Source organism: Amycolatopsis sp. NPDC088138 (assembly GCF_044741685.1).
In the GTDB taxonomy this organism is placed as follows: Bacteria; Actinomycetota; Actinomycetes; order Mycobacteriales; family Pseudonocardiaceae; genus Amycolatopsis.
Window position 1 is genome coordinate 687012 of sequence record NZ_JBIUTB010000001.1, and the last position, 26772, is coordinate 713783.

23 protein-coding genes are annotated in these 26772 nt (G+C 71.9%); 8 read left to right on the top strand and 15 right to left on the bottom strand.

The window, feature by feature from the left end:
• Nucleotides 1-9 precede the first annotated feature (9 nt).
• The gene (locus ACIOD2_RS03235) at nt 10-2373 is read left to right on the top strand and encodes a SpoIIE family protein phosphatase (RefSeq protein ID WP_400533678.1); all 2364 of its coding nucleotides are present in this window, start codon (nt 10-12) and stop codon (nt 2371-2373) included.
• Here the strand turns inward: ACIOD2_RS03235 and ACIOD2_RS03240 are convergent.
• The 7 genes from ACIOD2_RS03240 to ACIOD2_RS03270 form a co-directional block, all read right to left on the bottom strand.
• Complete coding sequence (locus tag ACIOD2_RS03240) at nt 2363-3220, bottom strand: cobalamin-binding protein (protein ID WP_400533681.1); 858 nt, start codon at nt 3218-3220, stop codon at nt 2363-2365. The genes ACIOD2_RS03235 and ACIOD2_RS03240 overlap by 11 nt on opposite strands.
• A gap of 173 nt (nt 3221-3393) precedes the next feature.
• A complete protein-coding gene (locus ACIOD2_RS03245) occupies nt 3394-4488 on the bottom strand; it encodes a calcium:proton antiporter (protein WP_400533684.1) in 1095 nt (364 codons plus the stop codon).
• 124 nt (nt 4489-4612) lie between these two features.
• Nucleotides 4613-4894 carry a mycofactocin biosynthesis chaperone MftB gene (gene mftB, locus ACIOD2_RS03250; RefSeq protein ID WP_400533685.1) on the bottom strand — a complete coding sequence of 94 codons (282 nt, stop codon included), beginning with the start codon at nt 4892-4894 and terminating at the stop codon, nt 4613-4615.
• Between the two features lie 7 nt (nt 4895-4901).
• Nucleotides 4902-6014 carry an NDMA-dependent alcohol dehydrogenase gene (locus ACIOD2_RS03255; protein WP_400533688.1) on the bottom strand — a complete coding sequence of 371 codons (1113 nt, stop codon included), beginning with the start codon at nt 6012-6014 and terminating at the stop codon, nt 4902-4904.
• 491 nt (nt 6015-6505) lie between these two features.
• A complete protein-coding gene (locus ACIOD2_RS03260) occupies nt 6506-8119 on the bottom strand; it encodes a sigma-54-dependent Fis family transcriptional regulator (RefSeq protein ID WP_400533691.1) in 1614 nt (537 codons plus the stop codon).
• Between the two features lie 103 nt (nt 8120-8222).
• The gene (locus ACIOD2_RS03265) at nt 8223-8705 is read right to left on the bottom strand and encodes an NUDIX domain-containing protein (RefSeq protein ID WP_400533694.1); all 483 of its coding nucleotides are present in this window, start codon (nt 8703-8705) and stop codon (nt 8223-8225) included.
• 9 nt (nt 8706-8714) lie between these two features.
• On the bottom strand, nt 8715-9560 hold the full coding sequence (locus tag ACIOD2_RS03270; protein WP_400533697.1) for an urea carboxylase-associated family protein: 846 nt from the start codon (nt 9558-9560) through the stop codon (nt 8715-8717).
• A gap of 1174 nt (nt 9561-10734) precedes the next feature.
• Between ACIOD2_RS03270 and ACIOD2_RS03275 the strand changes: the two genes are divergently transcribed.
• Nucleotides 10735-11448, top strand: a complete 714-nt coding sequence (locus ACIOD2_RS03275; protein ID WP_400533699.1) for a hypothetical protein — start codon at nt 10735-10737, stop codon at nt 11446-11448.
• Nucleotides 11449-11540: 92 nt separating this feature from the next.
• On the top strand, nt 11541-12209 hold the full coding sequence (locus ACIOD2_RS03280) for an HNH endonuclease family protein (protein ID WP_400533702.1): 669 nt from the start codon (nt 11541-11543) through the stop codon (nt 12207-12209).
• On the opposite strand, the gene ACIOD2_RS03285 is transcribed toward ACIOD2_RS03280, so the two are convergent.
• Nucleotides 12206-12967, bottom strand: a complete 762-nt coding sequence (locus tag ACIOD2_RS03285) for a fructosamine kinase family protein (protein WP_400533705.1) — start codon at nt 12965-12967, stop codon at nt 12206-12208. The genes ACIOD2_RS03280 and ACIOD2_RS03285 overlap by 4 nt on opposite strands.
• A gap of 23 nt (nt 12968-12990) precedes the next feature.
• Here ACIOD2_RS03285 and ACIOD2_RS03290 point away from each other — a divergent pair, with 23 nt between their 5' ends.
• Nucleotides 12991-13335: an MmcQ/YjbR family DNA-binding protein gene (locus ACIOD2_RS03290; protein ID WP_400533707.1), complete on the top strand. Its 345-nt coding sequence runs from the start codon at nt 12991-12993 to the stop codon at nt 13333-13335.
• Here ACIOD2_RS03290 and ACIOD2_RS03295 read toward each other — a convergent pair.
• From ACIOD2_RS03295 to ACIOD2_RS03315, 5 genes are all read right to left on the bottom strand, one after another.
• On the bottom strand, nt 13260-14132 hold the full coding sequence (locus tag ACIOD2_RS03295) for a GNAT family N-acetyltransferase (protein ID WP_400533710.1): 873 nt from the start codon (nt 14130-14132) through the stop codon (nt 13260-13262). The two genes, ACIOD2_RS03290 and ACIOD2_RS03295, sit on opposite strands and share 76 nt — an antisense overlap.
• A gap of 41 nt (nt 14133-14173) precedes the next feature.
• Entirely contained in the window at nt 14174-16249 is a 2076-nt protein-coding gene (locus tag ACIOD2_RS03300) for a putative Ig domain-containing protein (RefSeq protein WP_400535390.1), read from the bottom strand.
• A gap of 107 nt (nt 16250-16356) precedes the next feature.
• Entirely contained in the window at nt 16357-16578 is a 222-nt protein-coding gene (locus ACIOD2_RS03305; protein WP_400533713.1) for a hypothetical protein, read from the bottom strand.
• A gap of 212 nt (nt 16579-16790) precedes the next feature.
• Nucleotides 16791-18365 carry an acyl-CoA synthetase gene (locus ACIOD2_RS03310; protein WP_400533716.1) on the bottom strand — a complete coding sequence of 525 codons (1575 nt, stop codon included), beginning with the start codon at nt 18363-18365 and terminating at the stop codon, nt 16791-16793.
• A 43-nt stretch (nt 18366-18408) separates the two neighbouring features.
• Nucleotides 18409-18999, bottom strand: coding sequence for a hypothetical protein (locus tag ACIOD2_RS03315; RefSeq protein ID WP_400533719.1), 591 nt, complete (start codon nt 18997-18999; stop codon nt 18409-18411).
• A gap of 56 nt (nt 19000-19055) precedes the next feature.
• Here ACIOD2_RS03315 and ACIOD2_RS03320 point away from each other — a divergent pair, with 56 nt between their 5' ends.
• Entirely contained in the window at nt 19056-19418 is a 363-nt protein-coding gene (locus tag ACIOD2_RS03320) for a DUF488 domain-containing protein (RefSeq protein ID WP_400533721.1), read from the top strand.
• 83 nt (nt 19419-19501) lie between these two features.
• Here ACIOD2_RS03320 and ACIOD2_RS03325 read toward each other — a convergent pair whose 3' ends face one another.
• Both ACIOD2_RS03325 and ACIOD2_RS03330 read right to left on the bottom strand, forming a co-directional pair.
• Nucleotides 19502-21892, bottom strand: coding sequence for a glycoside hydrolase family 2 protein (locus ACIOD2_RS03325; RefSeq protein ID WP_400533724.1), 2391 nt, complete (start codon nt 21890-21892; stop codon nt 19502-19504).
• A gap of 108 nt (nt 21893-22000) precedes the next feature.
• Nucleotides 22001-23038: a LacI family DNA-binding transcriptional regulator gene (locus tag ACIOD2_RS03330; RefSeq protein ID WP_400533727.1), complete on the bottom strand. Its 1038-nt coding sequence runs from the start codon at nt 23036-23038 to the stop codon at nt 22001-22003.
• A gap of 168 nt (nt 23039-23206) precedes the next feature.
• Here ACIOD2_RS03330 and ACIOD2_RS03335 point away from each other — a divergent pair, with 168 nt between their 5' ends.
• From ACIOD2_RS03335 to ACIOD2_RS03345, 3 genes are read left to right on the top strand one after another with little or no spacing between them, the layout of a single operon-like run.
• Nucleotides 23207-24724, top strand: a complete 1518-nt coding sequence (locus ACIOD2_RS03335) for a sugar ABC transporter ATP-binding protein (protein ID WP_400533729.1) — start codon at nt 23207-23209, stop codon at nt 24722-24724.
• Nucleotides 24721-25761: an ABC transporter permease gene (locus tag ACIOD2_RS03340; RefSeq protein ID WP_400533732.1), complete on the top strand. Its 1041-nt coding sequence runs from the start codon at nt 24721-24723 to the stop codon at nt 25759-25761. Before ACIOD2_RS03335 ends, ACIOD2_RS03340 begins: the two co-directional genes overlap by 4 nt.
• Entirely contained in the window at nt 25754-26767 is a 1014-nt protein-coding gene (locus ACIOD2_RS03345; RefSeq protein WP_400533734.1) for an ABC transporter permease, read from the top strand. The genes ACIOD2_RS03340 and ACIOD2_RS03345 overlap by 8 nt, the downstream gene beginning before the upstream one ends.
• Nucleotides 26768-26772: the final 5 nt, after the last annotated feature.

Consider the following 26772-nt stretch of genomic DNA (forward strand, 5'->3'; position numbering starts at 1 on the left):
GGAACCCGCTTGTCTTCCGAAGAACCGGGCGTGCCGGTGCTGGCCCCGCCCGCCGAGGTCTCGGCGAACCTCGCCCGGCTCGCCGACACCGTCGCCCGCCTGCGCGCCGAGGTCGACCACGCGCACGCCGTCGCCGACGGCCGCGCGCTGATCGAGCTGGCCAAGGGCGTGCTGATGGAACGCCTGCACTGCGCGCCTTCCGACGCCGCGATACAGCTGGATTCGCTGGCCGGACGGTCCGGTCTGACCCCGCTGGAGTTCGCCGCGGAGGTCGTCGGCGAGGCGGCCGAGGACCGCATCACCGACGTCGCACAGGAGTTCCTGGCCCGCGCGGAAGAGGACTCCGTCGCGGTCCGCCTGCGCACCGCGGAGAGCGGGGTGCTGGCGGCGGGGGACACCCAGCGCGTCGCGGAGTCGATCCTCGAACACGCGCTGCGCCCGCTCGGCGCGACGGCCGTCGCGGTGTGGCTCGCCGGGCCCGACGGCTCGCTGACGCTGGCCGGCTCGGCCGGGTTCTCGGCCGAGGAAGCCGCTCGCTGGCGCTACGTGCCGCCCGGCGTCGCGACGCCGGCGCGCACCGCGCTGATCGACCGCGACACGCTGTGGTCCACCACGCTCGCGTCGTCCGGCCTGCCCTCGATCGGGCAGCACACCCTGGCCGGCGGCGGCCGGGTGGCGGTGCCCACCGGCACCGGCGGGCGGATCATCGGCGTCGTCGAGATGTGCTGGCCCGAGCCGCTGCCCGCCGAGCCCGGGCGCGAACGCCGTCAGCTCGAGGCGCTCGCCGAGCTGTGCGCGCACACCCTCGACACCTGGGACGGCGTCGTCGCGCCGCTGGCCGCGGGTTCGGGGGACTTCCTGGGCGAGCTGGTGGACTTCGTCGACGGGCTGCACGACCCCGCCGTGCTGCTGTCCCCGTGCATCGAAGGCGGCGACCGGCTCAGCGACTTCCGCATCCACCACGCGAACGTCCGGTTCGCCGACCCGGGCGGGCGGCCGCGCAGCCTGCTCGTCGGGACCCGGCTGCTGGAGGCCTACCCGCTCGCCGCGGAGGAGAGCGGCCTGCTGGACAAGGTCCAGCGCGTGTACGCCACCGGCGAGCCGTTCCGCGCCGACAGCATGGCCGTCACCACGCTGGTCGACCAGGTGCCGCTGACCGTGCTCACCGACGTCAGCATCACGCGCTTCGCCGGGAACGTGCTGCTCATCCTGCGGCTGCAGGACGACGCCGCGAAGCTCGCCGTGCTGCTGCAGCACGCCCAGCGGCTCGGCCGCATCGGTGGCTTCGAGGAGAACGTCGTCACCGGCGCGATCACCTGGAACACCGAGCTGTTCGCGCTCTACGGCCTGCCGCCGAACGCCGCGCCGCTGTCGCTGAACCAGCTCACCGGGCACGCGCACGCCGACGACGCCCCGGCGATCGGCCGGTTCCTGCGCACGGTGCTGCACCACAAGCGGCCCGGGTCGACGGCGTTCCGGCTGGAGCGCTCCGACGGCGTCGCCCGGCACATCCGGGTGGTCGCCGAGCCGGTGGTCGACGGCCGTGGCGAGCTGGTCGCGGTGCGCGGGGCCTACCAGGACGTCTCGTCGCAGCACTGGACCGAGGTGGCGCTCGCGGCGACGCGGGACAGACTGGCCGAGACCGAGCAGGAGGCGATCGAGCGCAACCGGCTGACGCTGCAGCTGCAGCGGGCGATCATGCCGCCGGCCAAGGGCCCGATCGACATGCCGGGCCTGCGTGCCGCCGTCCGGTACCGGCCCGCGGAGAAGGAGCACCTCGTCGGCGGTGACTGGTACGACGCCGTCGCGCTGCCGACCGGCGAGGTCCTGCTGTGCGTGGGCGACGTCGCCGGGCACGGCATCGACGCCGCCACCGGCATGGTGAGCCTGCGCAACGCGCTGCGCGGCCTCGCGGCCACCGGCGCCGGGCCCGCGCAGCTGCTGACCTGGCTCAACCTGGTGGCCTACCACCTGACCGACCACGTCACGGCGACCGCCGTCGCGGCCGTGTTCGACCCGGCGAGCCGCAAGCTGCGCTGGGCCCGCGCCGGGCACCTGCCGCCGATCGTCCGCCACCGGGACGGCTCGGCGACGACCCTGCCGCTGATCCGCGGGTCGCTGCTCGGCGCGGTCCGGGACGTCGTCTACCAGGAGGAAGAGGTCCAGCTCGACGACGGGGACATCCTGCTGATCTACACCGACGGCCTGATCGAGCGCCGCGACGCGCCGGTGCAGGACTCGGTGGCGCGGCTGGTCACGCTGGTGGAGGGCCACCAGGGCGGGCTGGAGCACCAGCTGGACCGGCTGCTGACCTACAGCACGGCCGACACCGACGACGACACGTGCGTCGTCGGCATCCAGGTCACCGCCTGAAGACCTCGGCGAGGATCTCGGCGCCGTCGACCACCCGCGGCCCGGGACGGTTGAAGTACGCGGGCCCGTCGAGGACGTGGACCCGGCCGTTCCGCACGGCGGGGAGGTCGTGCCAGCCGGGGCGCTCCGCCAGCGCCGGGAGTTCTTTTCGGGTGCGTTCGGGCGTGAAGCCGCAGGGGAGCAGGAGCAGGACGTCGGGCCGGGCGTCGACGACGGCGTCCCACTCGATCGGCCGGGTGTGCTCGCCGGCCTTCGCCAGCAGCGGCTCGCCCCCGGCCAGCGCGATCTGCTCGGGCACCCAGTGCCCGGCGGGCCAGACCGGGTCGAGCCATTCCAGGGCGACCACGCGCGGCTTGTCGGAGGCTTTTCGGATGGAGTCCAGGCGTTTTCGCAGCTCGGCGATCTCGGTTTCGGCCCGGTTCGGGACGCCGAGGACGTCGCCGACGCGGCGGAGGCAGTCGAGGACACCGTCGATCGTCGCCGGTTCGAGGCTGACGACCAGCGGCCCGGTGTCCAGCGTCCGCACCGCCTCGGACACCCGCTGGTAGGAGACCGCGCAGACGTCGCAGAGGTCCTGGGTGAGGATGACGTCGGGGTTTGCCGCGGCGAGCGTGTCGCTGTCGAGGGTGTAGAGCGCGGACCCGCTGTGCCGCGCGCCGCCGACGGCCTCGGAGATCTCCCGGCTGGACAGCGCGTCCGGGTCGAACTCCGCCCGCGTCACGACGGGAACGTGCTCGACCTCGCCCGGCGGCCAGTCGCACTCGTGCGTCCGCCCGACCAGGCCGGGCAGCAGGCCGAGCGTCGCGACCAGGTCGGTCGCGGCGGGCAGCAGGGAGACGATCCGCACCGCCCCACGGTAACCGTGTCGACTCCGCAATCACGGGTGATGCCCCTTCAATCACGCGTGATGCCCGCTGGATCACGCGTGATGCCGGTTGGCGTCGGCGGCCGCCGGGTCGAACGGGGCATCTCGCGTGATTGAGGAGGCATCACGCGTGATTGAAGGGACGACACGCGGGGTCAGGGGTTCACGGCCAGGACCAGGAAGCCGGCCAGCAGGACCAGGTGGACGCCGCCCTGCAGGCGGGTCGCGCGGCCGGGGACGACCGTCAGGACGCTGACCACCACCGTGAGGGCCAGCAGCACGATCTGCGTCGAACCCAGGCCGAGCAGGAGCTGGCCCGGCAGCCAGATCGACGCCAGCGCGATGGCCGGGATCGTCAGGCCGATGCTCGCGATCGCCGAGCCGTAGGCCAGGTTGAGGCTGATCTGCATCCGGTCGCGCTGGGCCGCACGGGTGGCCGCCAGGGTCTCCGGGAGCAGCACCAGCAACGCGATCACGACGCCGACGAACGACTGCGGGAACCCGGCCGCGCGCACGCCCGCCTCGATCGCCGGGGACTCGACCTTGGCCAGGCCGACCACCGCGACCAGCGCCACCAGCAGCAACGCCAGGCTGCCGAGCGCGGCCTTGTTCGTCGGCGGGTCGGCGTGGTCGTCCTCCTTGACCTCGCCATCGGCGGCCACCGGGAGGAAGAAGTCGCGGTGCCGGACGGTCTGGTTCAGCACGAACATCCCGTAGAGGACCAGTGAGGCGAGCGCGGCGAACGTCAGCTGCGCCGACGAGAACGCCGGGCCGGGCGTGCTCGAGGTGAACGACGGCAGCACCAGGCTCAGCGTGGCCAGCGTCGCGACCGTGGCCATCGCGGCGCCGCTGCCTTCGGGGTTGAACAGCGTCGAGCCGTAGCGCCGGGCGCCGACGAGCAGCGAGATGCCGACGATGCCGTTGGTCGTGATCATCACCGCGGCGAACACGGTGTCACGCGCCAGCGACGTCGCCTCCGGGCCACCCGAGACCATCATCGTGACGATCAGCGCGACCTCGATGACGGTCACCGCGACCGCCAGCACCAGTGACCCGAACGGTTCACCCACCCGGTGGGCGACGACCTCCGCGTGGTGCACCGCGGCGAGCACGGTCGCCCCGAGCGCGATCGCGACGATCGCCACGAAGACCGGGCCGAGATCACGGCCCCAGGCCACGGCCAGCACGAGCACGCCGAGCACCGGGGTGACGGAGGTCCAGGACGTCAGGAAGGATCTCAGGGCGGCCATGCCTCCACCCTGTCACACCATCGGTCACAATGCGTGGTCGTAAGGTGATTCTCACATTTCCGGCACGGCCGTCGAAACGGTCCCTTGTGGACGGTCAGGGACGGCCGGTGTCGCGTGTGGACGCTCAGGGATCCACCACGATCAGGTCGGTGGCGACGAGGGACTCCAGGGCCGTGAGGAACCTCGCCCGGCGAGTTTCCCCGAGTTCCGCGGCGTCGAGCGCGTCGCGCAGGCTGGCGTGGGTCGCCAGCTCGCGGACGAACGCCACGAGGTCCGGCGACTTGAGGAACGACAGCTTGCGGTTCCCGAAGTGGTAGGCGAGCGCCCCGAACGGTTCGGGGCGCAACGCCACCTGCGGGTTCAGCCGGTACGCGACGTCGAGGTCCATTGTGGATTCTTCGGCCACCGCGGCTTCACTGCGCGTGCACGATCACGCCGCGGATGTTCTTGCCGTCACGCAGGTCCTGGTAGCCCTCGTTGACCTGGTCGAGGGTGTACTTGCGGGTCACCAGCTCGTCGAGCTTGAGCTTGCCGGCGTCGTAGAGCCGCAGCAGCCGGACGATGTCGTACTGCGGGTTGGCCGAGCCGAACAGCGTGCCCTTGATCGTCTTCTCGAACAGCGTCATCACGCCACCGGAGACGTGCACGGTGAGCTTCTCTGGGTTGGCGAGCCCGGTGATGACGACGGTGCCGCCCTTGCCGACGACGTCGAACGCCTGGCTGACGACGTCCTCCTCGACGGTGCCGACGGTGATCAGCGCCTGGTCGGCCAGCTGGCCCCAGGTGAGCTCGTTGACCTTCTCCGCGGCTTCCGCGGCGGTGGCGAACGCGTGGGTGGCACCGAACTTGAGCGCGGCCTCCCGCTTGAACTCCACCGGGTCGACGGCGACGACGTACTTCGCGCCGGCGTGCGCGGCACCCTGCACGGCGTTGATGCCGATGCCGCCGATGCCGTAGACGACGGTGGTGTCCCCGGCCCGCACGCCGCCGGCGTAGTTGGCGGTGGCCCACCCGGTCGGGACGCCGCAGCCGACCAGCACGGCGGTCTCCAGCGGCAGCCAGTCGTCGACCTTGACGACCGAGTGCTGCGAGATGGTGGCGCGCTCGGAGAACGTGCCGAGCATGCACATCGCGCCGAAGTCCTGGCCGCCGGCGTGGAAGCGGAAGGTGCCGTCCGGCATGTGGCCGTCGAGGATGGTGGCGCCCATGTCGCACAGGTTCTGGCGGCCGGTGGAGCAGTAGCGGCAGGTGCCGCAGTTCGGGATGAAGCTGCACACGACGTGGTCGCCGGGCGCGACCTTGGTGACGCCGGGGCCGACGTCCTCGACGATCCCGGCGCCCTCGTGCCCGCCGATGATCGGGAACCGCGGCACGAGGTCGTTGTCGATCAGGTGCAGATCGGAGTGGCACAGCCCGGCGGCGGTGTACTTGATCAGCACCTCACCCGGCCCGGGCCCGTCGAGGTCGAGTTCCATGATCTCGAACGGTTTCCCGGCATCGAACAGTACGGCTGCCTTGGTCTTCACGGCCATCTCCTCCACGTGCGGCGTTGCACCCCTGCGCAGCCGATTGTGGGCAGCGGGGAGGGCCGTGAAGTGTCCGGATCCCGGACAGTGGCGGCTCAGCGGACGTGCAGCGCGCGCATCGTTGGGCCGCTCATCGTCGGCCTGCAATGTATCGGTCGGGAATTCTTGAGCGGACGTAATCCGGTCGCTCGGTCGACAGGTGGCGAATTGCCGTAGCTACGCCAACGGTTTTGTGGTTGAAATCTGGACGGTCACGGCTTTTTTTAAACTTGATGCGCCGAGTAGTCGGCCGATTGGCTGCGAGGTCTGCGCTGTTGCGGCCGCCAGATGGGCACCGAACCAGGCAGTGATACCGTCACCAGCAACAACGCGGCCTGGTGGCGAGAACTTGGCGAGCCGAGCGGTTCACCACATCAGGTGCCACATTTGTCTTGAAGAACGGCAGACTCTCGAAACGTCATTGTGCGGGTTTGAACAGGAGCGTTCCGGGCTCAGCGGACGTGCAGCGCGCGCATCCGGTTGTAGAGGGTCGAGCGGCTGATGCCGAGTTGCTTCGCCGCGTGGACCTTGTTGCCGCCGCACGCCCGCAGCGTCCGGACGATCACGTCGTACTCCGCCTGTTCCCAGCCGCTCAGCGCCGCTCCGGGGGACGGCTCCGCGCAGCCCGGGGCGACGTCCTCCGCGGTCAGGTCGCCCGCCGAACGGCGGTCGGCCGCGGCCGACAGGACTCCCGCCAGCTCGCGCAGGTTGCCCGGCCACTGCTGCGAACCCAGCAGCTCCAGCGCTCCCGGCGTCAGCCGCAGGGACGCGCCGAAACCACGCAGCAAGGCGCGGGCGATCGACGGGATCTCGTCCCGTCGCTCCCGCAGTGGCGGCAGCTCGATCCGCCGGTGCACGCGCGCCGCGAGCGTCGCCTGCTCGCCGTGCAGCTCCGAGGCCGGGCCGCTGACCAGCGCGAACCACGCGGACGTCGTGTCCAGGAGCCGCGCCAGGCGCACCGCGGCCAGGGGCGGCAGCAGCTGGATGCCGTCGATCACCACCAGGCCCGGCGCGTCCGCGGCGGCTTCGACGGACGCGCACCAGGCGGCCGCGCCCGAGACGACGTCCGAGGCGTCGAACTCGACGACCGGCGCGTCCCCCGCGACGACCCGCGCCGCCGTGCTGCGGCCGGCGCCGGGCTCGCCGCAGATCAGCACGCGTCTGCTGGCCCGGCCGGCGTTGCGGAGGCGATCCTCCACCGCCGTGGGGAACAGCTCGCGCGCGCCGGGCGGCCGGGAGACCACCGGGCTCGTCGAACGCACCGGCGCCAGCTCGAACAGCAGGCCGGCGTTCGCCGACACCGCCTCGACCCGGACCTCGACCGGCGTGCCCGACGTCAGCCGGATCCGCCGCATCCCGCGGCGGGTGCGGCCCAGCTCCCGCAGCAGCCGGTGGTCGGAGGTGTCGACCAGCTCGGTCGCCGCGGTGTTGGCCAGCACGACGTCCTGGCCGAGCGCCAGCACCGCGCACGCCCGGTGCTGCACCGACTGGAACGCCGTCAGCAGCTGCTGTTCGGCGAGCTTCGCGCCGTCGAGCAGCCGCCGTTCGATGTCGGACACCGCGCGCCGCAGGAACGGCCCGAGCAGCGGGTTCGCGTCACCCGCGGGCCCGGTGATGTCGAGGACGCCCACCAGCCGCCGGGTCGCCGGGTGCGTCAGCGGGTGGCCGTAACAGGTGAACTGCTTCATCGCTTCGAGGAAGTGCTCACCACCGTCGACCGCGACACCACGGCGGGTCTCGAACGGCGTGGCCAGGGCGTTCGTCCCGGTCCGTTCCTCCAGGAACTGGCAGCCGGGCACCGCGCTGATGTCCTCGAGCGCCAGCTCCACCGACCGCTCGGTGAACCGCCGCGCCACGATCCGGCACTCGTGGTCGGCCAGCACGACGCAGAACCGCGTCCCGGCCAGCTGCCGGGCCAGCTCGTCGAGCACCGGGGAGGCCGCGCGCAGCAGCCGGCTGCGGCTGTCGACGTCGGCGACGTCCAGCCGGTCCAAGGTCGAGCCGGGGGAGAGCCCGGACAGCTCGGCCCGCCGCCACGACTGCGCGATCTCGGTCCGCAGGTCCACTTTCGCACTCCTCGTCGAGCCGATCGGGGTACCCGCCGCCCATCATCACACGGACCGCGCGCGGGGTGAACCGCTCGAACCGTCCCGCTCAAGGGTTCGGTGATCATCGGACCGGGTGGCCGTCTTCGCAGAGCAGCAACTCGCCGGACCGGACGGCGGCCAGCGCCGCCGCCACCCGGCGGGCGAGAACCGGCTGGAGCCCGGGTACCGCGTCGGCGAGCGGGAGCAGGCGGGCCGAGACGATCTCGTCGTCGGTGAACGTCAAGCGGGCGACGTCGTCCTCGGTCACCAGGCCGCCGTCGAAGACGAAGTTGAGGCCTTCGGGCAGCCGTCCCGCCGGCTGGTGGTCGAGCACGAGGAGGCGTCCCGGCGGCCGGTCGAGCCCGAGTTCTTCGCGCAGCTCCCGGACAGCGGTGTGCCACGGGGCTTCACCCGCCTCACCGGCGCCGCCCGGGATCTCCCAGAACGGCTGGTACGACGGCCGGACGAACAGCACCCGATCCGCCGTGTCGCGCAGGAGCACCCCGGCCGCCGTCCGCTTGCGGTCGAGGGAACGGACGTACTCGTCGAAGGGCAGCTGTTCCACCCGGGCAACCTAAACCGGTTCGCCCCATTCCGGCTGCCGGACGCCGTGCAGGCCGCGGTAGGCGGCTTTCGCCGGGGACGACCAGCCGTCGAGGAGGTGCGACGGCGGCTTGAAGACCTCGACGCCGATCGGCCGGCAGACGTCGATCGGGTCGCGCGCGTCCGGGCCCCACAGCGGCACCGACAGGTCGCCGCCCGGGCACGTCGAGAGCGCGCACAGCAGGTCGATCTCCGCGAAGAACTCGAAGTGGTCGCCTGGGCGCGCCGGGCAGGCCTTCATGAAGTAGCGATCCTCGTCGTTGAGGCCGGTGCACTGGAAGACGTTCAGGACGTCGTGCACGTCGAACTCGGTCAGCCCGAACGGCGCCACCGCGCGGACCAGGTTCGAGTGGCAGTGGAAGTCGAAGTCCTCGCCGGTGAGCATCCGGTTGACGTACGGGTCGCAGCGGGTGCCGAGCAGGTCGTGCACCCGGCCTCCTTCGCCGTCGACGCCGTGGTTCTCGAGCGTGTCGGACGTGATGGTGGCGAGCGGGCGGAGGAACGGCAGCGTCGACCACAGCCGGTCGAACGTGCTGACGTGCGCGCGCTGCAGCTGCCGGGTACGCGCGGCCCAGAAGCGCTCGCGCGGGTCGTCGGCGTTCCAGAGGTTCAGGTCGCCGACCTGCGGGCCGTCGATCGTCCGCAGGCGGCACAGGTGTCCGCGCGGCACCCGCCACGCGCGCCCCGAGCGGATCGGGACCTCGAAGCTCTCGACGAGCTCGCGCCTGGTTTCCCCGGTTAACCGCTGGTAGAACGGCCGGTCGACGTCGAGCGCGCCACCCGCGGTGGCCTGGTAGGCGGCTGGAGGTGAACCCATCGGCGGTCTCCCTGGTCGGTGTCCGGTGCCCCGCCCAGCATGCCTCGCTACGGACGGTGCCCGGTTCGTCGCAATCGACCACTCGTTCGGCGCCTGGGGCTGTGGTGGGTTCGCCTCTTACCGTCGAGGGACCGTTCGCCGTTCTCGTCATGGAGGTGTGACCGGCGTGCTCGTGGCGCAGCAGCGCGACCTGGTTCTGCCGGTCGCCGCGGAGCATCTCGTGGGGTTGCTGTATTCGTGGGGGCCGGATCAGCTGAAGGGCCTGGCCTTGGCGGGGATCAGCGTGCCGACCCCGGCCGGACCGTGTTTCGTGGACGCGCTGGTGTTCACGCGGTCCGGGGTGGTGGTGATCGCGGCGCACGAGCCGGGCGTGGTGACCGGCGCCGAACCGGGGCCGCGGGCGGGAGCCGCGGTGCGGGCGACGAAGCGTGCGCTTGCCGCGCTCGGCGGCGGAGCCCACGTGACCGGGCTGGTCGTGGTCGTACCGCCGAAGCCGGTGGATTCGGCTTGGGCCGCAAGCGATCCAGGACCGCGGCGCCCGTTCGCCGGTTCGCCTCCGGGCGTGGCGGTTGTGGCGGCGGATGGGGTTTCGGGTCCCGTGCCGGGGCCGGATGTTGAGACGGGACCGGCTGCCGGTTCGCAGCCGGGGATGGGGGTTCTTGCGTTGCCGGGCCCTGCTTCGGAGATGGGTTTGGTTCCCCGTTCGCATCCGGGCGCGGGGGTTGTCGCGGTGGATGCAGTTTCGGCTGCGTTGCCGAGCCTTGGTTCGCCAGCGGGCTTGGTTGCCGGTTCGCCCCCGACCGCAGGGGTTCTCGTGACGGATGCGGTTTCCGCTACGGGGCCGGGACCCGCACTGCCGAGCGCCGAGGCGAGGCTGGTTGCTGGTCCGCACCTGGTGGCAGGTGCTGCGTTGCCGGGTCTTGCTCCGGGGGTGGGTTTGGTTGCTGCTCCGCATCCGGAGGCTGGGGTCCTTGCCTCGGATGCGGCTGCGTGGTCGCGCCCTGCCTCGGAGGCGGGTCTGGTTGCCGGTTCGCCCCCGACTGCAGGGGTGCTCGCGGCAGATGCCGGTTCGGCTACGGGGCCGCGACCCGCGCCTCAGCCGGGTGCCGAGGCGAGGCTGGTCGCCGGTCCGCACCCAGTGGCGGGAGTTCTCGCGGCGGACCCGGTTCCGGCCGTGCTGACCCGACCCGCGCCGCAGCCGGGTGCCGAGGCGAGGCTGGTCGCCGGTCCGCACCCAGCGGCGGGAGTTCTCGCGGCGGACCCGGTTCCGGCCGTCCTGAACCGGCCCGCGCCGCAGCCGGGTGCCGAGGCGGGGGTGGTTGCCACATCCCACCCGGCCGTCGGGGTTCTCGCGGCGAATGGAGCGCCGCGACCCGCGCCGGACCCGGGCGCCGAATTGCTGGTGCGGCTGGCCGAAGCCGGGGCGCCGCCCGCGTGGCCGATGCTGCCTTCGCGTGAACCCGAGCCGGGGGTGGCCACCGTGCTCGCGGATCCGCGCGGGTTGCGGCGGATCATCGCGCAGCACAACCGGTGGCGGACCGTCTGGACCGCCGACGACGTCCTCGAAGCCTGCTACGCCCTGTCGCTCGCCCACCTCGCCCCGCCGCGGTCCGCGTTGCTCGCCGAGGGGTTTCCGCTGCGCCTTCCCGTCGCGGCCCGGGTACTGCCGCCGGCGCCCGACGCCCCCGAGGCGACGCCGCCGCCGGAGCCCGAGACGGAGATCGCCGAACCCGCGCCGCCCCGGGTGCGGGGGCCCGTGTCGGCCGTTTTTCCCCGGCAGCGGCCGATCCGGCAGGTTCCCTGGGGCCTGGTCGTGGTCCTGACGCTGCTCGTCACGATCGGTGTCATCGCCGCCGTGTTCGTCGCTCAGGTCTTCCACGGCGGCTGACGCGATCAGTTCGCGCCAACTAGGCCATCTGCACCGTTTCCCCGGCGCGTCTCCTGGGCATCAACCCGAGGTAGACGTGAAAGGGGCTCACGATGTCGCGCACCAGAGCGCTCTCCTTGGCCGTGCTGGCCGCCGTGGCGGGTACCGCGCTGGCCGGGTGCAAGCCGGAGGACTTCGCCGCCGGGGGACAAGGCAGCCAGCCGGGCGGGACGGCCGCCGCGGCGCCGGTCGCGCCCGGCGAGGCCAAGACGGAGCTGGCCGCGCTCAAGATCGCCGTCCGCGGCACGATGGACGGCTACTCCCGCGAGAAGTTCCCGCACTGGGACAAGGCCGACGGCACCTGCGACACCCGCGAGCAGGTGCTCAAGCGCGACGGCAAGAACGTCTCCGTGGACGCCCAGTGCGCGGCCAAGTCCGGGACCTGGGTCAGCGCCTACGACGGCGAGACCTGGACGAAGGCGTCCGATGTGGACATCGACCACATGGTGCCGCTCGGGCAGGCCTGGATCAGCGGCGCGAAGTCCTGGACGACCGAACGCCGTGAGCAGTTCGCGAACGACCTGGTCCGGCCGCAGCTGCACGCGGTGACCGACAACCTCAACGAGCAGAAGAGCGACAAGGCCCCGGACCAGTGGAAGCCGCCGCTCGTGTCCTACTGGTGCACCTACGCCACCGACTGGATCGTCGTGAAGACCAACTACGGCCTCACGATCACCGTGCCGGAGAAGACCGCACTGGAGACCATGCTCGCCAAGTGCTAACCCAGTGACCTCGCCGCGGCCAGTGCCTGCCCGGCGTAGGACTGTCCGAACAGGACGGTGTGCACCAGCAGCGGGAACAGCTGGTGCATGCCGATCCGGTCGCGCCAACCCTCGGCCAATGGCGCGGTCTCGTCGTAGGCGGCCACAATCCGGTCCAGGTGCGGGCAGCCGAACAGGCGCAGCATCGCCAGGTCCGTCTCGCGGTGGCCGCCGTGCGCGGCCGGGTCGATCAGCCACGCCTCCCGGCCGTCCCACAGGACGTTGCCGTTCCACAGGTCGCCGTGCAGCCGCGCGGGCGGCTCGTCCGGAACAGAGAAACGGCTGCACGCGCGCTCGAACGGCGCGGCCTCGAGCAGCCCGGCGTCCACGGCCGTCCGCACGTAGGGCAGGACGCGCTGCGCCGCGTACCAGGACGGCCAGTCGTCACCCGGGACGTTCGCCATCGGCGCCAGCCCGATCCACGCGTCGGCCGGCCCGTCCGGGGGAGCGGCGCCGAACGCCGGCGCGCCCGCGGCGTGCAGGCGCGCCAGCCCGCGGCCGAACCGCTCGGCGGCCGCCGCACTCGGACGTCCGGCCGGGACGCGGTCCATGACGAGCCGGTCGTCGTCGCAGCTGTGCACCTCCGGCACCGGGACCGCGGCCGCCGCGGCCAGCCAGCGCAGGCCCGCCGCCTCGGCCGCCGCCGCACGCGGCCCGGCGCCGCGTTTGACCACGACGGGACGGCCGTCGTCCAGCACGGCTTCGGTCAGGTCGGTCATGACAGGCACGGTACGGTGGAGGCGTGCAGGACTTCGAACGGGTACTGGGCGCGCTGGCGGACGTCGAACGGTCCGAGGCCCGCGACTACTCCTCGTTCAGCGTGCGCGGCAAGCGGTTCGGCTACTACTGGCCGCGGACACGGACCGTCGGCCTCAAGCAGACGATCTCCGAGCAGCTCGCCCTCGTCGCCGAGCGCCCGGACGTCTTCGAGGTCCAGTTCACCATGGGCGGCTTCGGCTGGGTCGTGGTCTACCTGGACGGCATCGACGCCGACGAGCTGGCCGAACTGATCTACGAGGCCTGGCGGCTCACGGCGCCCGACGAGCTGGTCGCCGAGGTGCCCTTCACCAAGATCGCCCGGGTGTAGAGCAGGTCGAACCCCTGCCGCTGCGCGTTCTGGTGCGACTTCGACCCCGGCTGCGTGGTGACGACGGCGACGTCGCACCCGGCTTCGGCCGCCGCGGCGAGCCGGGCCCGCAGCAGCGCCGTCTGCACCCCACGCCGCCGGTGGGCGGGCAGCGTGGCCGCGCCGGTGAACTGCGCGATCCCGTCCGTGGCGCGGAAACTGGCACCCCCGGCGAACTCGCCGTCGCGCACCGCGACGTACCGCCGGACCCCGGCCATGTCCCGCAGCGCCCGGACCAGCGCCTCCCGCGGGAAGTCGTCGTGCGAGGGCAGCCCCTCGGTGTCGGCGACGGCGCTCGCGTCGGCGACCATCGCCAGCCACCGCTCCAGCTCGTCGTCGCGGCACAACCGGACGTCCTCGGGGAAGTCCGTGTCACCGAGCCGCCGCCCGAGGACGTTCTCGAACGACTCCAGCCGGTAGCCGCGCTCGGTGAAGAACAGCCCGACCGCGGAATCGGCCAGCTGGCACAGCTCGACCTGGACCGGCGCGCCCAGCTCCGCGAAGGACTGCTCGATCTCGTCCAGCTCGGTGGCGGACGGCACGCCGCCGAACCCGAGCGCGGCGATCTTGGTGAACGGCGAATCGGCCTCGGCGAGGCTCGCGATCCCGCCGGCGAGCGGGCGCGCGAACCCGGCGGTGCGCCGCGCTCGTCCGGCCTCGTGGCACGACGCGATCAGCCGCGCTTCGGCGCGTTCGATCCGCGCGGCCAGCGCCGTGTCACAGAAAAGCCTGTCGCAGAAAAGCCGGTCCCCGCCCATGCGCCCAGCCTGCCGGACGCACGAGCGGGGACCAACCCGATTTAGCCTTCCACCCGGTGCGACGCCCAGAAGGACGTCAGGTCCGTCGACCCGGCCGCCGCCTGCGCCGCGGCCTTGAACTCGGCCGTGGTCGACACGCCGTACCAGTGCGACTGCGCGTACGACTTCAGCAGGTTCGCCATCGGCGTGTCGCCGATGAGCCGCCGCAGGTCGTGCAGGGTGCACTTGCCGTAGTTGTAGACCACGGTGGAGTACCGCGACGAATGCGCGTCCCAGTACGCCATCGAGTTGGTCAGCTTCTCCGCGCTCGACTGCCACGTGATGCCGCAGCCGCTGCCGGTGACACCCCGGTAGAGGTCCGTGGCGTAGTCGGTGAAGCTCTCGTCGAGCCACGGCGAGTTGTACTCGTCGTCACCGACGATCCCGTAGAACCACTGGTGCGCCAGCTCGTGCGGGAGCGCCGTGGTCGACACGAGGTCCATCACGAAGCCCGGGTACTCCATGCCGCCGAACCAGAAGTTGTTGTCCAGCACCACGTCCACCTCGCCGTACGGGTAGTCGCCGAAGCGGCCCGAGTGGACGTCGATGGAGTCGGCGGCGAGCGTCAGCATCTGGTTCGCGCTACTCGTGGAGATCCCGGTGACCGAGTAGACGTTGACCCGCACGCCCTTGCCGGAGGTCGTGCTGATCTTCGCGAACGGCCCGGCGCCCCACGCGAAGTCGCGCACCTTGTTCGCGACGGCGTGCGTGGTCGTCGTGCTCCCGCTGGTCGTCTCGGTCGAGGTGCCGGTGGCCGGGGTCAGCACCGACGTCGGGTGCACGAGGGTGACGTCGAAGTCGCTGATCAGGCTGTAGAACGCTTCACCGTTGTTGGTGTACGGGTCGAGGTGCCAGCCCGCGCCGTCGCGGACCGCCAGGATCGGCAGGGCGTTGCCGATCATGTTGAACGCGCCGTCGTGGCCGAACCGGTCGGCGCCGCTGGGCACGACGATCTTCAGGTCGAACCCGATCGACGCCGACTGCCCCTGCGCGAGCGGCGCCGGCAGCGTGATCTTCAGGGCGGTGCAGGTGACGCTCAGCGCCGACGGCGTGCCGCCGGTGACGTTGGTGACCGTGATCGGCGTGGTCGGGCAGGTGCCGTGGTAATTGTCCCAGAGCCGCAGGTAGACCTCGGGCAGCGCGGTCGGCGAGCCGTTGGTGAAGCTGACGGACTGGTGCCCGTTCCAGGTGTCGCCGGCGGTGTTCGAGGTCAGGTTCACGGTGTAGGCGGGGTTGATCGGCGTGCGGGTCGAGTCGCCCGGGGCCGAGCCGATCGTCCAGGAGAACGTCGCGCTGCCGCTGTTGCCGCCCGGGTCCTTCGCCGTGACGGTCACCGAAGAGGTGCCGGCGGTGGTCGGCGTGCCGGTGATCTTCCCGGTGCCCGCGCCGATGGCCAGCCCGGCGGGCAGGCCGGTCGCGGTCCAGGTCAGCGCGTCGTTCTGCGGGTCGGTGGCCTGGACCTGCAGCGACACGGCCTGGCCGGCGGCGGTGGTCTGGCTGCCGGGCGAGGTGACGACCGGGGACTGCGGGTTGGACGTCCCGGTCGTGGTCAGCGAGAAGTCGTCGAGGAGGAAGTTCGTGGCCAGGCTCGAGTCCTCGGTGCCGGTGACCTTGAGGGTCACGGTCTGCCCGAGGTAGCGCGACACGTCCACGGTGCGCTGGACGTACCCGGTGTTCTTGTCGAGGTTCGAGTAGCTCGCGAGGGTGTCCGTCCCGGCCTGCACCACGAGCTTGTCGTAGGCGGTGGTCGTCGACGTCTCCTTGGTGTCGACGTGCGACCACCAGGTCAGGCTGGCCGTCGCGCAGCCGGCCGGGAGCGTCAGGGCCTGGGACAGGGTGTCGGTGTGCGTGCTGCCGTAACCGTCCAGCCAGGCGACAGTCGAGCCGCCGTGGGCCGGTTCCGCGGCGGTCGCCGCGGAGATGACACCACTGGTCTGGGGCCACGGCGTGGTGCCGCTCTCGAACCCGCCGTTGCCGACGATCTGGTCACCGCAGACCGCGGCGGCGGCGTGGGCCGGCGCGGCGACGACGACCGTGCCCAGCAGGCCTGCGGCCACACCGAGCACAGCGGAAAGCACCCTCGATCTCATGAGGTCGTCCTTTCGCGGCCCCGCCTCTCGGAGCCTTGGAAAGCGTCCTCTGCGGGTCCGGTGGCAACAACCCGCCATGAGTCGGGTTCGTGCGGTTACGCCTGCTGGAGCACGTTGAGCAGAATGACCAGGAGCGCGACGGCACCGACGACCGCGATGGCGGCGCCGACCATGGTCCGGATCATCTCCCCGAAGCCCTTGGCCGTGCGGGCGCGGTAGGCGGAGTAGCTGGAGCGGGCCTCCTTCGCGGCGTGGACCCGGCCGCCCACGAGCAGCCCGGCCCCCAGCGCGAGCAGGACGGCGATGAAAACGGACACGATCTGTACCTCATTCCTCGGATTCGGCCGTCGAAGAACGACGACGGCCTCATTACTAGACCCGACGGACGGGCCGCGCCATGGCTTTAGGACTTTCCGTTCCCGGGCCGGTCGGCCCTGGCGTGCTCGCGGGCTGTCGTTCCCGCCAACCCGGGTGCTCTTGTACAGCGTTATCCGTGGTTTTCCGTGCCGGGTAAGGTGAATTCGGTCGTTCAGTCCCGTGTGGCCAGTCCGGCGTGTCGCTCCCGAAGTTCCCGCTTGACGATCTTTCCGCTGGGGTTCTTGGGAAGCCGGTCCGCGAACACGACGTACTTGGGACATTTGTAACCGGCCAACTGCGCTCTGGCATGGTCGATGACCTGTGCCGCGGTCAGTTCGACATCTTCGCGGGGCACGACCACCGCGGTGACCGCTTCGATCCAGTGTGGATGGCTGATCCCGAAGACGGCGACCTCGGCGACGCCGTCGAGCAGGTACAGGGCTTCTTCGACCTCGCGGCTGGCCACGTTCTCGCCGCCGGTCTTGATCATGTCCTTCTTGCGGTCCACGACGGACAGGTACCCGTCCTCGTCGACCACGCCCAGGTCGCCGGAGTGGAACCAGCCCGCGCGGAACGCGTCGGCCGTCTTCTCCTCGTCGCGGTAGTAGCCGAGGGTGGCGTGCGGGCTGCGGTGCACGATCTCGCCGACGACCCCCGGCGCCACCGGGTTGTCCTCGTCGTCGACGATGCGCGTCTCGACGTTGAGCGACGCCCGCCCGGCCGAGCCGGCGCGGGGCAGCTGCTCGTCCGGGCGCAGGATCGTGGCCAGTGGCGCCATTTCCGTCTGCCCGTAGAAGTTCCACAACGCGACGTCCGGCAGCCGGCGGCGCAGCTCGCGCAGGACCTCGACCGGCATCGCCGACGCGCCGTAGTAACCCTTGCGCAGGCTGGAGAGGTCGGTCCGGTCGAAGTTTTCGTGGCGCAGCAAGGAGATCCAGACCGTCGGCGGCGCGAACAGCTTCGTCGCCTTCTCCCGCTCGACGGCCGCGAGCAGCGCCGCGGGGTCCGGACCGGGCAGGATGACGCTGGTGGCGCCGAGGTAGACGTCGACGGAGAAGAAGCAGTCCAGCTGGGCGCAGTGGTAGAGCGGCAGCGAGTGCACCTCGACGTCATCGGCGCTCATCCCGCCGTCGATCACGCACGAGACGTACTGCGCGATCAGCGACCGGCTCGACAGCAGCACGCCCTTCGGCCGCGACTCGGTGCCGGAGGTGTACATCAGCCGCAGCGGGTCGTCGTCGGCGACGAAGACGTCGGGTGCCTGGTCGTCTCCTTCGGACAACCAGGCGCCGATGTCCTCCCACGCGCCGCCGGGGCCGATGCGGCCGCGGACGACGTCGTCCAGTCCGGACAGTTCGAGCGCCTTGGCGGCGGTCTCCTCGAGGGCGTCCTCGGTGACGAACGCGGCGGCCTCGGCGTGACGGAGGATGTAGGCGACCTCGTCGGCGCCGAGCATGAAGTTGACCGGGACCAGCAGCACGCCGAGTTTCGCGGTGGCGAAGGCCAGGACGCCGTACTGCCAGCAGTTGTGGCTCAGCAGCGCGAGCCGGTCGCCCTTGCGGAGGCCGCGCGCGGCGAGGGCGTGGGCGCAGCGGTTGGCGGCGGCTTCGAATTCGGCGAACGTGAGCCGCGTGTCCCCGGAGACGACGGCGAGCTTGTCCGGCAGCCGCAGCGCGGTGCGGCGGAGGAGATCGCCCAGCGCGTGCTGCCGGGCGCGGTCGACGAGGGCGGCGGTGACCTGGTCCATCCCGGCAGTCTCGATCGACGCGGCCCGGCCCGCAAGCCCCGGTTCAGCGTGCGCTGTCGTCGATCTGCACGGGGTAACCGGCGCGCAGCACGGCGATCGTGGCCGGGGGAGTGAGCACCGGGACGGTTCCGCCGGACGGGCGCGGCCGCCGGGTGCCGTACCCCGTGGCCGTCCACTCCGTGAGGTGGTCGCCGAGGACGAGCTCCGGACGGTCGCCGCGCCGGACGAACACGCCGTCCGGGAGGCCGGTCCAGCTCAGCTCGTGCACCCGGCGGGTGTGGGTGCCGCGGTGGAGGCGTTCGCGGTGGAGCTGCCGGTTCATCTCGGTCGCGGACGGCTTGCCGCCCCAGGCGTCGCGATAGGCCGTGTAGTCGGCGTGGCGGCACTCGCCGCACGGCCGGTGCCCGGCGGCGAACGAGACGGCCTCGTCGTGGAAGTACAGGTGCGTGTAGCGGCCCGGCAGCCATTGCTCGCGCCAGCGGCCGCGGAACTCGAGCACGCAGGTGATCCACAGGTCGCCGCCGTGGAAGCGGACGATCTCGCAGCCCTCGTGCAGCACGCCCCGGTTGCCGGTCCACGCGCCGCGCAGGGGGACGTCGACGATGTCGCCGGTCGGCGTCACGCGGTTGCGCACGGCGTTCTCCCTGGTCCGGAGTGGCGGCGGACGCGGGCGCGACGCAGAATGCGCGCATGCACCCCACGCCGGTCCGCGTGGCGCGCCTGACCGACCCGGCCGGGCCCGCCGACGGTACCCGTGTGCTCGTGGAACGGGTCTGGCCGCGCGGCGCGTCCCGGACGGTCGTGCTGGACGGCTGGTACCGCCAGCTCGCCCCCTCGGACGAGCTGCGCACCTGGTACGGCCACGACCCGGACCGCTTCGCCGAGTTCGCGGACCGCTACCGCGCGGAGCTGAGCGAGCCGGACCGGCTGGCGGCCCTGGCCAGACTCCGCGACCTGGCCGCAGGCGGCCCCCTGACCTTGCTGACCGCAAGCACCACACTCCCGCTCAGCCAGGCGGCAGTCCTGGCCGAGCTGCTCACCACTGCCCCCTGACCTGCGAACTCGTCGGTCCGTGAAGGCCACATTGAGGGACTCAGAGTCCCTCAATGTGGCCTTCACGGACATCGGGCGAGCGGTCATGGGCGGGTTGCGGACGTCGGGGCGGCGCCCGGGGCGCGGGCTGTCACCGTCGACGTGGCGACGCCCAGGGAGTCGTGGCGGGCCGTGAGGGTCAGGGTGCCTGATGGGCCCGCGAACGGGCGCAGCCACACCGCCGCCGCGCCGCCGGTCGCGGCCAGGTCCAGCGTCGTGTCGCCGACCAGCTCACCCGGGCCGGTCAGGGTGAGTGACACCTTCCCGGACGCCGACGCGCGCAGCGTGCCGTAGCGGTCGCTCACCGAAACGACCACGCGGGTTGCGTCGGCGCCGTCGGAGCGCAGTTCGGTGTCGTCCGGGACGCAGCTCAGCACGTCACGCGCCCGGTCGCCGCTGTAGCGCCGGGTCACGACCAGCCGGTCGCCCACGTAACCGTCGACGCGCAGCTCGGCCCGCGTCTGTGGGAGGTCGACGGCGAACGGCGGGTACCGCAGGTGCGGGAAGTCGGCCCGGCGACTGCGGGCCGTGCCGACGTGCCGGTCGGCCAGGAACACCTCGAGCCGGTCGCAGTTCGACCAGATCGTCGCGCCCGGACCCGGGAACCCGGCGCCGAAGTCCCACGCGAACCCGGCCTCCACCACCGCGCGCACCCGCGGGTCGCCCTGCGAGGCGTAGAACGCCGCGGCGGGCTTCGGGATCCGGAAGATGTCGGACACCCCGGCGAACTTCGACCCGCCCATCGAGCGCTGCCAGCCCGACGGGTAGTCGAACGCGCACCAGGCGAGCAGCCCGCTGTAGCGGTCGTCGGCCGCGGCGAGGTCGTGGGCCTTCGCGTGCAGCTCGGCCTGCTGCTGCCGGGTGGCGTTCGGGTCGGTCCGCCGGTACGCGCGGGCGCCGGCGAGCGTGCCGATCGACTCCGTCACCAGGTACGGCACCCCCGGCCGCGGCGCCTTCAGCTGGAACGGCGCCCCGCGGCGCGCGGTGTAGTCGTTGTAGGCGAGCACCTGCTCGTCGGTGCCGGGCGGCAGGGCCAGCCGGGCACCGGTGGTGCTGGCCAGCGCCCCGCTGGTCGGGCGCGACGGGTCGAGCTGTTTCGCGAGCTTGCCGGTCTTCAGGTACATCTCGGTGGTGCCGGTGGCCTCGTTGACCCGCGTACCCCACACGACGATGCTCGGGTGGTTGCGGTCCCGGACGACCATCGCCGACACGTCACGCAGGTTCTGCTGCTGCCAGGCGGCGTCCCCGACCCGGCCCCAGCCCGGGATCTCCTCCCACACCAGCAGGCCCAGCTCGTCGCAGGCGTCGAGGAACGCGCTCGACTGCGGGTAGTGCGAGCAGCGGACCATGGTGCAGTTCAGCTCGCGCCGCAGGATCTCGGCGTCACGGCGCTGGACGCGGTCGGGCATCGCGCCACCGGCGAACGGGTACCACTGGTGGCGGTTGAGCCCGAACAGCTTGAGCCGCCGGCCGTTGAGGAAGAAGCCGTCCGGCGTGAACCGGGCTTCGCGGAACCCGACGCGCACCACCCGCTGGTCGAGCCGCCGCGGCCCGGACCGCACGCTCACGGTGACGTCGCAGAGCGCCGGGTCCTCGACGTCCCAGAGCCGGACCGCGCCGAGCCCGCCCACCTCGAACGTGACGGTCTTCGTCCCGACCGGCATCGGCCCGACGGTCGCGGCGCCCTGGGCCAGCTCCCGGCCGGCCTGGCTCACCGACGCCGTGACCTGCAACGGCTCGGTGATCGCGGTGGTCGTGTCCAGTTCGCAGGTCAGGCGCAGCGAGCGCGTGGGGAAGAGAACGTCGGCAGGGCACGCGAAGACGTCGGTGAGGCGGGTGTGCGGCACCGTCCCGATCGTGGCCGGGCGGTAGATCCCGGCCGGCTGGTAGAAGTCGATCACCGACGGGCCGTCCATCCGCGGCAGGTTGGGCGGGACGTCGAGCTGCCAGCGCCCGTCCACCACCACGGCGAGGATGTTGTCGCCCGCCGTCACCTGCGGCAACTCCACCTCGAACGGCAGGTAACCGCCGTTGTGGGAGGCGACGAGCGTGCCGTTGAGGTACACGGCCGCGTTGGTCATGACGCCGTCGAACCGCGCCCGGACGCGCTCCGAGACCATCGCCGGGGACACCGTGAAGTGCTTGCGGTAGATCCACCGGTCCTGCCACGACGACGGCTGCCAGCCCGTCCACGACAACGGCGTCACGCAGTGGGGGAGCTGCACCGGCGAGAGGTCTTCCTCGTCGAAGTCGGCGTCCGCGCAGCCGTCCTCGTACCGCCCGAAAAGCCAGAAATCGCCCAGCCGCACGGCGTCCGGGTCCGGTTCGCCCATCCCGGCCGACCCGGCGACGGTGGTCCCGACGACGGCGGCGGCCAGCCCGGCACCGCTCGCGGCGAGGAACCCGCGGCGCGAGAGCCGCCGTCCGTCCGCCATGCCGACCTCCGTGCTCGGGCGAGCGCGCGTGGCTCGACGGCTCCAGTGTGTCCCAAACGGACCCACTGAGGCATCGCACCTGATCAACACGGCATTACGGGGGCCTGGTCAGCGCAAGGTAGAGGTGCGAACCACCAACTCCGGGGTGAACACGACCTGACGGTGTTCGTGGGCGGTTTCGGTCGTTTCGGCCAGCAGCAGCTCCGCCGCGGTGCGGCCGAGGCGGCGCCGGGGCTGGCGGACCGACGTCAGCGGGACCGCGGCCGCCGCAGCGAACTCGATGTCGTCGTACCCGACGATCGCCAGGTCCTCCGGGACGCGCATGCGCAGGGTGGCGCACGTCTGCAGCAGGCCCAGCGCCACCAGGTCGTTGGCGCAGAACGCCGCGGTCGGGCGGATCGCTGCGGGCAGGCCCGCCAGCCGTTCGCCCGCGCCACGGCCGTCGGCGACGGTCAGCGCGGTCGTCGTGAGGTCGACCAGGTGGTCCGGGCCCAGCCCGGCGGCCTGGAGGGCGCGCAGCGCGCCCTGGCGCCGGTCGCGCACCTGGCCGACCGTCGTGTGGTTGCCGATGAAGGCGATCCGGTCGTGGCCCTGCTCGATCAGGTGCCGCACGGCGATCTCGCCGCCGTAGACGTCGTCCACCGCGACGGAACAGTGCTCGGTGCCGTCCGGCGTGCGGTCCACGACGACCACCGGCGTGCCGCGGCGGGCGATCTCGCGCAGCAGCGGCGCGTCCGGGTCGACGGGCGTGATGAGAATGCCCTGCACCCGCTGCTGTTCGAGGCGCCCGAGGTAGGCCTCCTCCCGCGACGGCTGGTGTGCGCTGTTGCAGAGGAACAGCGAGAGGTCACCTTCGTCCGCGGCGTCTTCCATGCCGGCCGCGACGTCGGTGAAGAACGGGTTGCTGCCGTCGAGCATCACGTAAGCGAGCACGCGGCTGCGTCCCGCCCGGAGCTGCCGCGCGGACTCGTTGCGCACGAACCGGAGCTCGGCCATCGCGGCCTCGACCTTGGCCCGCGTGGCGGGGCTGACGCGGTCGGGCCGGTTGAGCACGTTGGACACCGTGCCGAGGGAGACGCCGGCGGCCGCGGCGACGTCCTTCATGCCCGCCGCTCTCGGCTCGGCGCCGGACTGCTGGACCGTCATCGGACCCCCTCTTACCACGCAGGTTGAAACGTAACATCGCCACGAACTACACGCTCTTGAAGCCGTTTGGCCACGGTTCAGCCGATGCATTGACTTGTTCTTCGGCTGCATAGTAGCGTCACCGCGCCAGGTTTGTGAAACCTTTCAATCCTTGAACCGGAGGTCGCGATGACGCGGCAGGACCCGGGCCGAGCCCCTCTGCTGGAGGTGCGCGGCGTGACGAAGTCGTTCGGCGCCGTCGCGGCGGTCGCCGGGGTGTCCTTCCCCCTGTACGCCGGGGAGGCCCACGCCCTGGTCGGGGAGAACGGCGCCGGCAAGTCGACGATCGTCAAGATGCTCGCCGGGGTGCACAAGCCCGACGACGGCACGCTGCTGATGGACGGTGAGCCCGTCTCGTTCGGCTCGCCCGCCGACGCGAAGGCCGCCGGCATCGCCGTGATCTACCAGGAACCCACGCTGTTCCCCGACCTTTCGGTCGCGGAGAACATCGTGATGGGCCGGCACCCGCGCAAGAGCCTCGGCCGCATCGACCGGGCCGCGATCCGCGCCGAAGCCGACCGGCTGTTCACCCGGCTCGGCGTGCGGATCGACCCGGCCCGCCCGGCGCGCGGGCTGTCGATCGCCGACCAGCAGATCGTCGAGATCGCCAAGGCCCTCAGCGCCGACGCCCGCGTGCTGATCATGGACGAGCCGACCGCCGCGCTGAGCCGCGTCGAGGTCGAGCGGCTGTTCACGGTCGCGCGGACGCTGCGTGAGGAAGGTGCGGCGATCATGTTCATCTCGCACCGCTTCGAGGAGATCACCGAGCTCTGCCAGCGCGTCACGATCATGCGCGACGGCAAGCACGTCTCCACCGACCTGGTCGCCGACGTCACGGTCGACGAAATGGTCCACCGCATGGTGGGCCGCGACCTTGACGCGCTGTTCCCCAAGCAGGACGTCGAACCCGGCGCCGTGGTCCTCGAAGTCGAAGGCCTGGCGCGGGAAGGCGTCTTCCGCGACATCTCGTTCTCGGTGCGCGCGGGGGAGATCGTCGCGTTCGCCGGGCTCGTCGGGTCCGGCCGCTCCGAGGTCGTCCAGGCCGTGTTCGGAGTGGACGAACGCGACGCCGGAGTCGTGCGGGTCAACGGGAAGAAGCTCAAGGCGCACTCGTCGCGGGCCGCGATGAACGCCGGGATGGCGCTGGTCCCCGAGGACCGGCGGCAGCAGGGCCTGATCATGGACCTGTCCATCGAGCGCAACGTGACGCTGCCGCGCTCCGGCGCCCTGGCGAACTTCGGGTTCCTCAGCGGCGGGAGCGAACGGCAGGAGGCGCGGCGCTGGACCGAGCGGCTGCGCACCAAGTACCGCCGCCTCGGCGACCCCGTCGGCACGCTTTCCGGCGGCAACCAGCAGAAGGTCGTGCTGGCCAAGTGGCTCGCGATGGCGCCGAAGGTGCTGATCGTGGACGAACCGACCCGCGGCATCGACGTCGGCACGAAGGCCGAGGTGCACCGGCTGATGTCGTCGCTCGCGGCCGAAGGCGTCGCCGTCGTCATGGTGTCGTCCGAACTGCCGGAGGTACTGGGCATGGCCGACCGCGTGCTGGTGATGCGGGAGGGCCGGATCGTGGCCGAGCTCCCGCGCGCCGAAGCGACCGAAGACTCGGTCATGTTCGCCGCGATGGGACAGGGAGCCGCCGCGTGAACGCGACCAAGGTGGCCGCACCACCCCGCGAACCCGTGACCGGGGAACGGCAGTCGTGGGCGGCGAACGTCTTCAAGGCCCGCGAGTCCGGGATCGTGCTGGCGCTGATCGTGCTGGTCGCGTTCACCGCGACGCAGAACTCCCGGTTCCTGTCCGGGCAGAGCATCCGCGACATCCTGCTCGGCACGGCGATCCTCGCGGTGCTGGCCGTCGGGCAGGCGGTCGTGATCATCACCCGCAACATCGACCTGTCGGTCGGTTCCGTGCTGGGCCTCTCGGCGTTCGCCGTCGGCTCGCTGATGCGCGACAACCCCGGCCTGCCGGTGATCGTGGCGGTGCTCGCCGGGATCGTCGTCGGCGCGGTCTGCGGCCTGCTCAACGGTGTGCTCGTCCGGTTCGGCCAGGTGCCGGCGCTGGTCGTCACCCTCGGCACGCTGTACGCCTTCCGCGGGGTGAGCTTCTTCTGGGCCGGCGGCCAGCAGATCAACGCCGACAAGCTGCCGGCGTCCTTCCTGGACTTCGGCACGGCGTCGATCCTCGGGATTCCGTGGCTGGTGCTGATCGCGGTGGTCGTGCTGGTGATCGCCGGGATCGTGCTGCGCAGCTACCGCGCCGGCCGCGAGCTCTACGCGATGGGCTCCAGCCCGCAGGCCGCGAAGCTGGCCGGCATCAAGGTCGGCCGCAACACCAGCGCCGCGTTCCTGGTCAGCGGCGCGCTCGCCGGCCTGGCCGGGGTCCTGTTCGCCGCGCGCTTCGGCACGGTGGACGCCGCCGCGGGCACCGGTTACGAGCTGAACGTCGTCGCCGCAGCCGTGGTCGGTGGCGTCGCGGTGTTCGGCGGCAGCGGCTCGGTCTGGGGCGCCGGCCTCGGCGCCCTGCTGCTCACGGTCATCGGCAGCGCCCTGGCCGTGCTCGACATCAACCAGTTCTGGCAGCAGGCGATCGTCGGCGCGCTGATCCTGCTCGCCATCGGCGCCGACCGGCTGGTCGCCGTTCGGGTGGCCAAGGCACTGAAGAAGAGGGATTCCCATGTCTGACAACGGGAACCGGCTCGGCAGGCTGTTCAGCTGGGACGCCGCCGTCGTGCTCGTGACGGTGGTCGTGGTGCTGGTCGCCTCCGGCGCCGTCGAGAACTTCGGCACCAGCCGCAACTTCACCTTCCTGCTGCTCGACCTGCTGCCGATCGCGCTGATCGCGCTGCCGATGACGTTCATCATCGTCACCGGCGAGATCGACCTCTCGGTGGCGAGCACGCTCGGGCTGACGTCCGCGGTGATGGGCTCGCTCTGGGACGCGGGCCTGTCGATCGAGACGATCATCCCGCTGTGCATCGTGCTCGGCGCGATCCTCGGCGCGGTGAACGGCTTCTTCGTCACCGTCCTGAAACTGCCCGCCCTCGCCGTCACGATCGGCACGCTCGCGCTGTACCGCGGCCTGGCCTTCGTCGTCCTCGGCGACGGCGCGGTCGCCGACTTCCCGCGTGACTACACGAGCTGGGTCACCGGGACCATCGGCGACGGCCCGATCCCGAACGTCCTGATCCCGCTGATCGTGGTGGCGGCCCTGTTCGGGCTCGTGCTGCACGCGACGCCGGTCGGCCGCAGCGTCTTCGCGGCCGGCGCCGGCGAGCAGGCCGCGCGGTTCGCCGGGATCCGCACCGGGCGCCTGAAGTTCTGGCTCTACGTCGTGAGCGGCGCGGTCGCCGGGGTCGCGGGCGTGCTGTGGACGCTGCGCTACTCCAGCGCCCGCGCCGACAACGGCTTCGGCCTCGAACTGGCCGTCGTGGCCGCCGTGCTCCTCGGCGGCGTGTCCATCTTCGGCGGCAAGGGCACGCTGCCCGGCGTGCTCGCCGGGGTGGTCCTGCTGGCGTCCCTGCAGAACGCGCTGCGCCTGCAGGACGTGTCGAACGAAGCGCTCAACATCGTGACCGGCGTGCTCCTGATCGTGTCGGTCCTGCTCCCCAACATCGTGTCCTCGGCCCGAACGGCGCTCCGGCGGCGGAACCGGGCCACAGCTTCCGGCGCGGTTTCCCCAGAAAGGTGACGAAG

Coding starts and splice junctions, on each gene's coding strand:
- ACIOD2_RS03245 (WP_400533684.1), bottom strand. CDS start 4,488: ATGGCCGCCCTGAGATCCTTCCTGACGTCCTGGACCTCCGTCACCCCG.
- ACIOD2_RS03270 (WP_400533697.1), bottom strand. CDS start 9,560: ATGGGTTCACCTCCAGCCGCCTACCAGGCCACCGCGGGTGGCGCGCTC.
- ACIOD2_RS03280 (WP_400533702.1), top strand. CDS start 11,541: ATGTCGCGCACCAGAGCGCTCTCCTTGGCCGTGCTGGCCGCCGTGGCG.
- ACIOD2_RS03285 (WP_400533705.1), bottom strand. CDS start 12,967: ATGACCGACCTGACCGAAGCCGTGCTGGACGACGGCCGTCCCGTCGTG.
- ACIOD2_RS03295 (WP_400533710.1), bottom strand. CDS start 14,132: ATGGGCGGGGACCGGCTTTTCTGCGACAGGCTTTTCTGTGACACGGCG.
- ACIOD2_RS03310 (WP_400533716.1), bottom strand. CDS start 18,365: ATGGACCAGGTCACCGCCGCCCTCGTCGACCGCGCCCGGCAGCACGCG.
- ACIOD2_RS03320 (WP_400533721.1), top strand. CDS start 19,056: ATGCACCCCACGCCGGTCCGCGTGGCGCGCCTGACCGACCCGGCCGGG.
- ACIOD2_RS03325 (WP_400533724.1), bottom strand. CDS start 21,892: ATGGCGGACGGACGGCGGCTCTCGCGCCGCGGGTTCCTCGCCGCGAGC.
- ACIOD2_RS03330 (WP_400533727.1), bottom strand. CDS start 23,038: ATGACGGTCCAGCAGTCCGGCGCCGAGCCGAGAGCGGCGGGCATGAAG.
- ACIOD2_RS03335 (WP_400533729.1), top strand. CDS start 23,207: ATGACGCGGCAGGACCCGGGCCGAGCCCCTCTGCTGGAGGTGCGCGGC.
- ACIOD2_RS03345 (WP_400533734.1), top strand. CDS start 25,754: ATGTCTGACAACGGGAACCGGCTCGGCAGGCTGTTCAGCTGGGACGCC.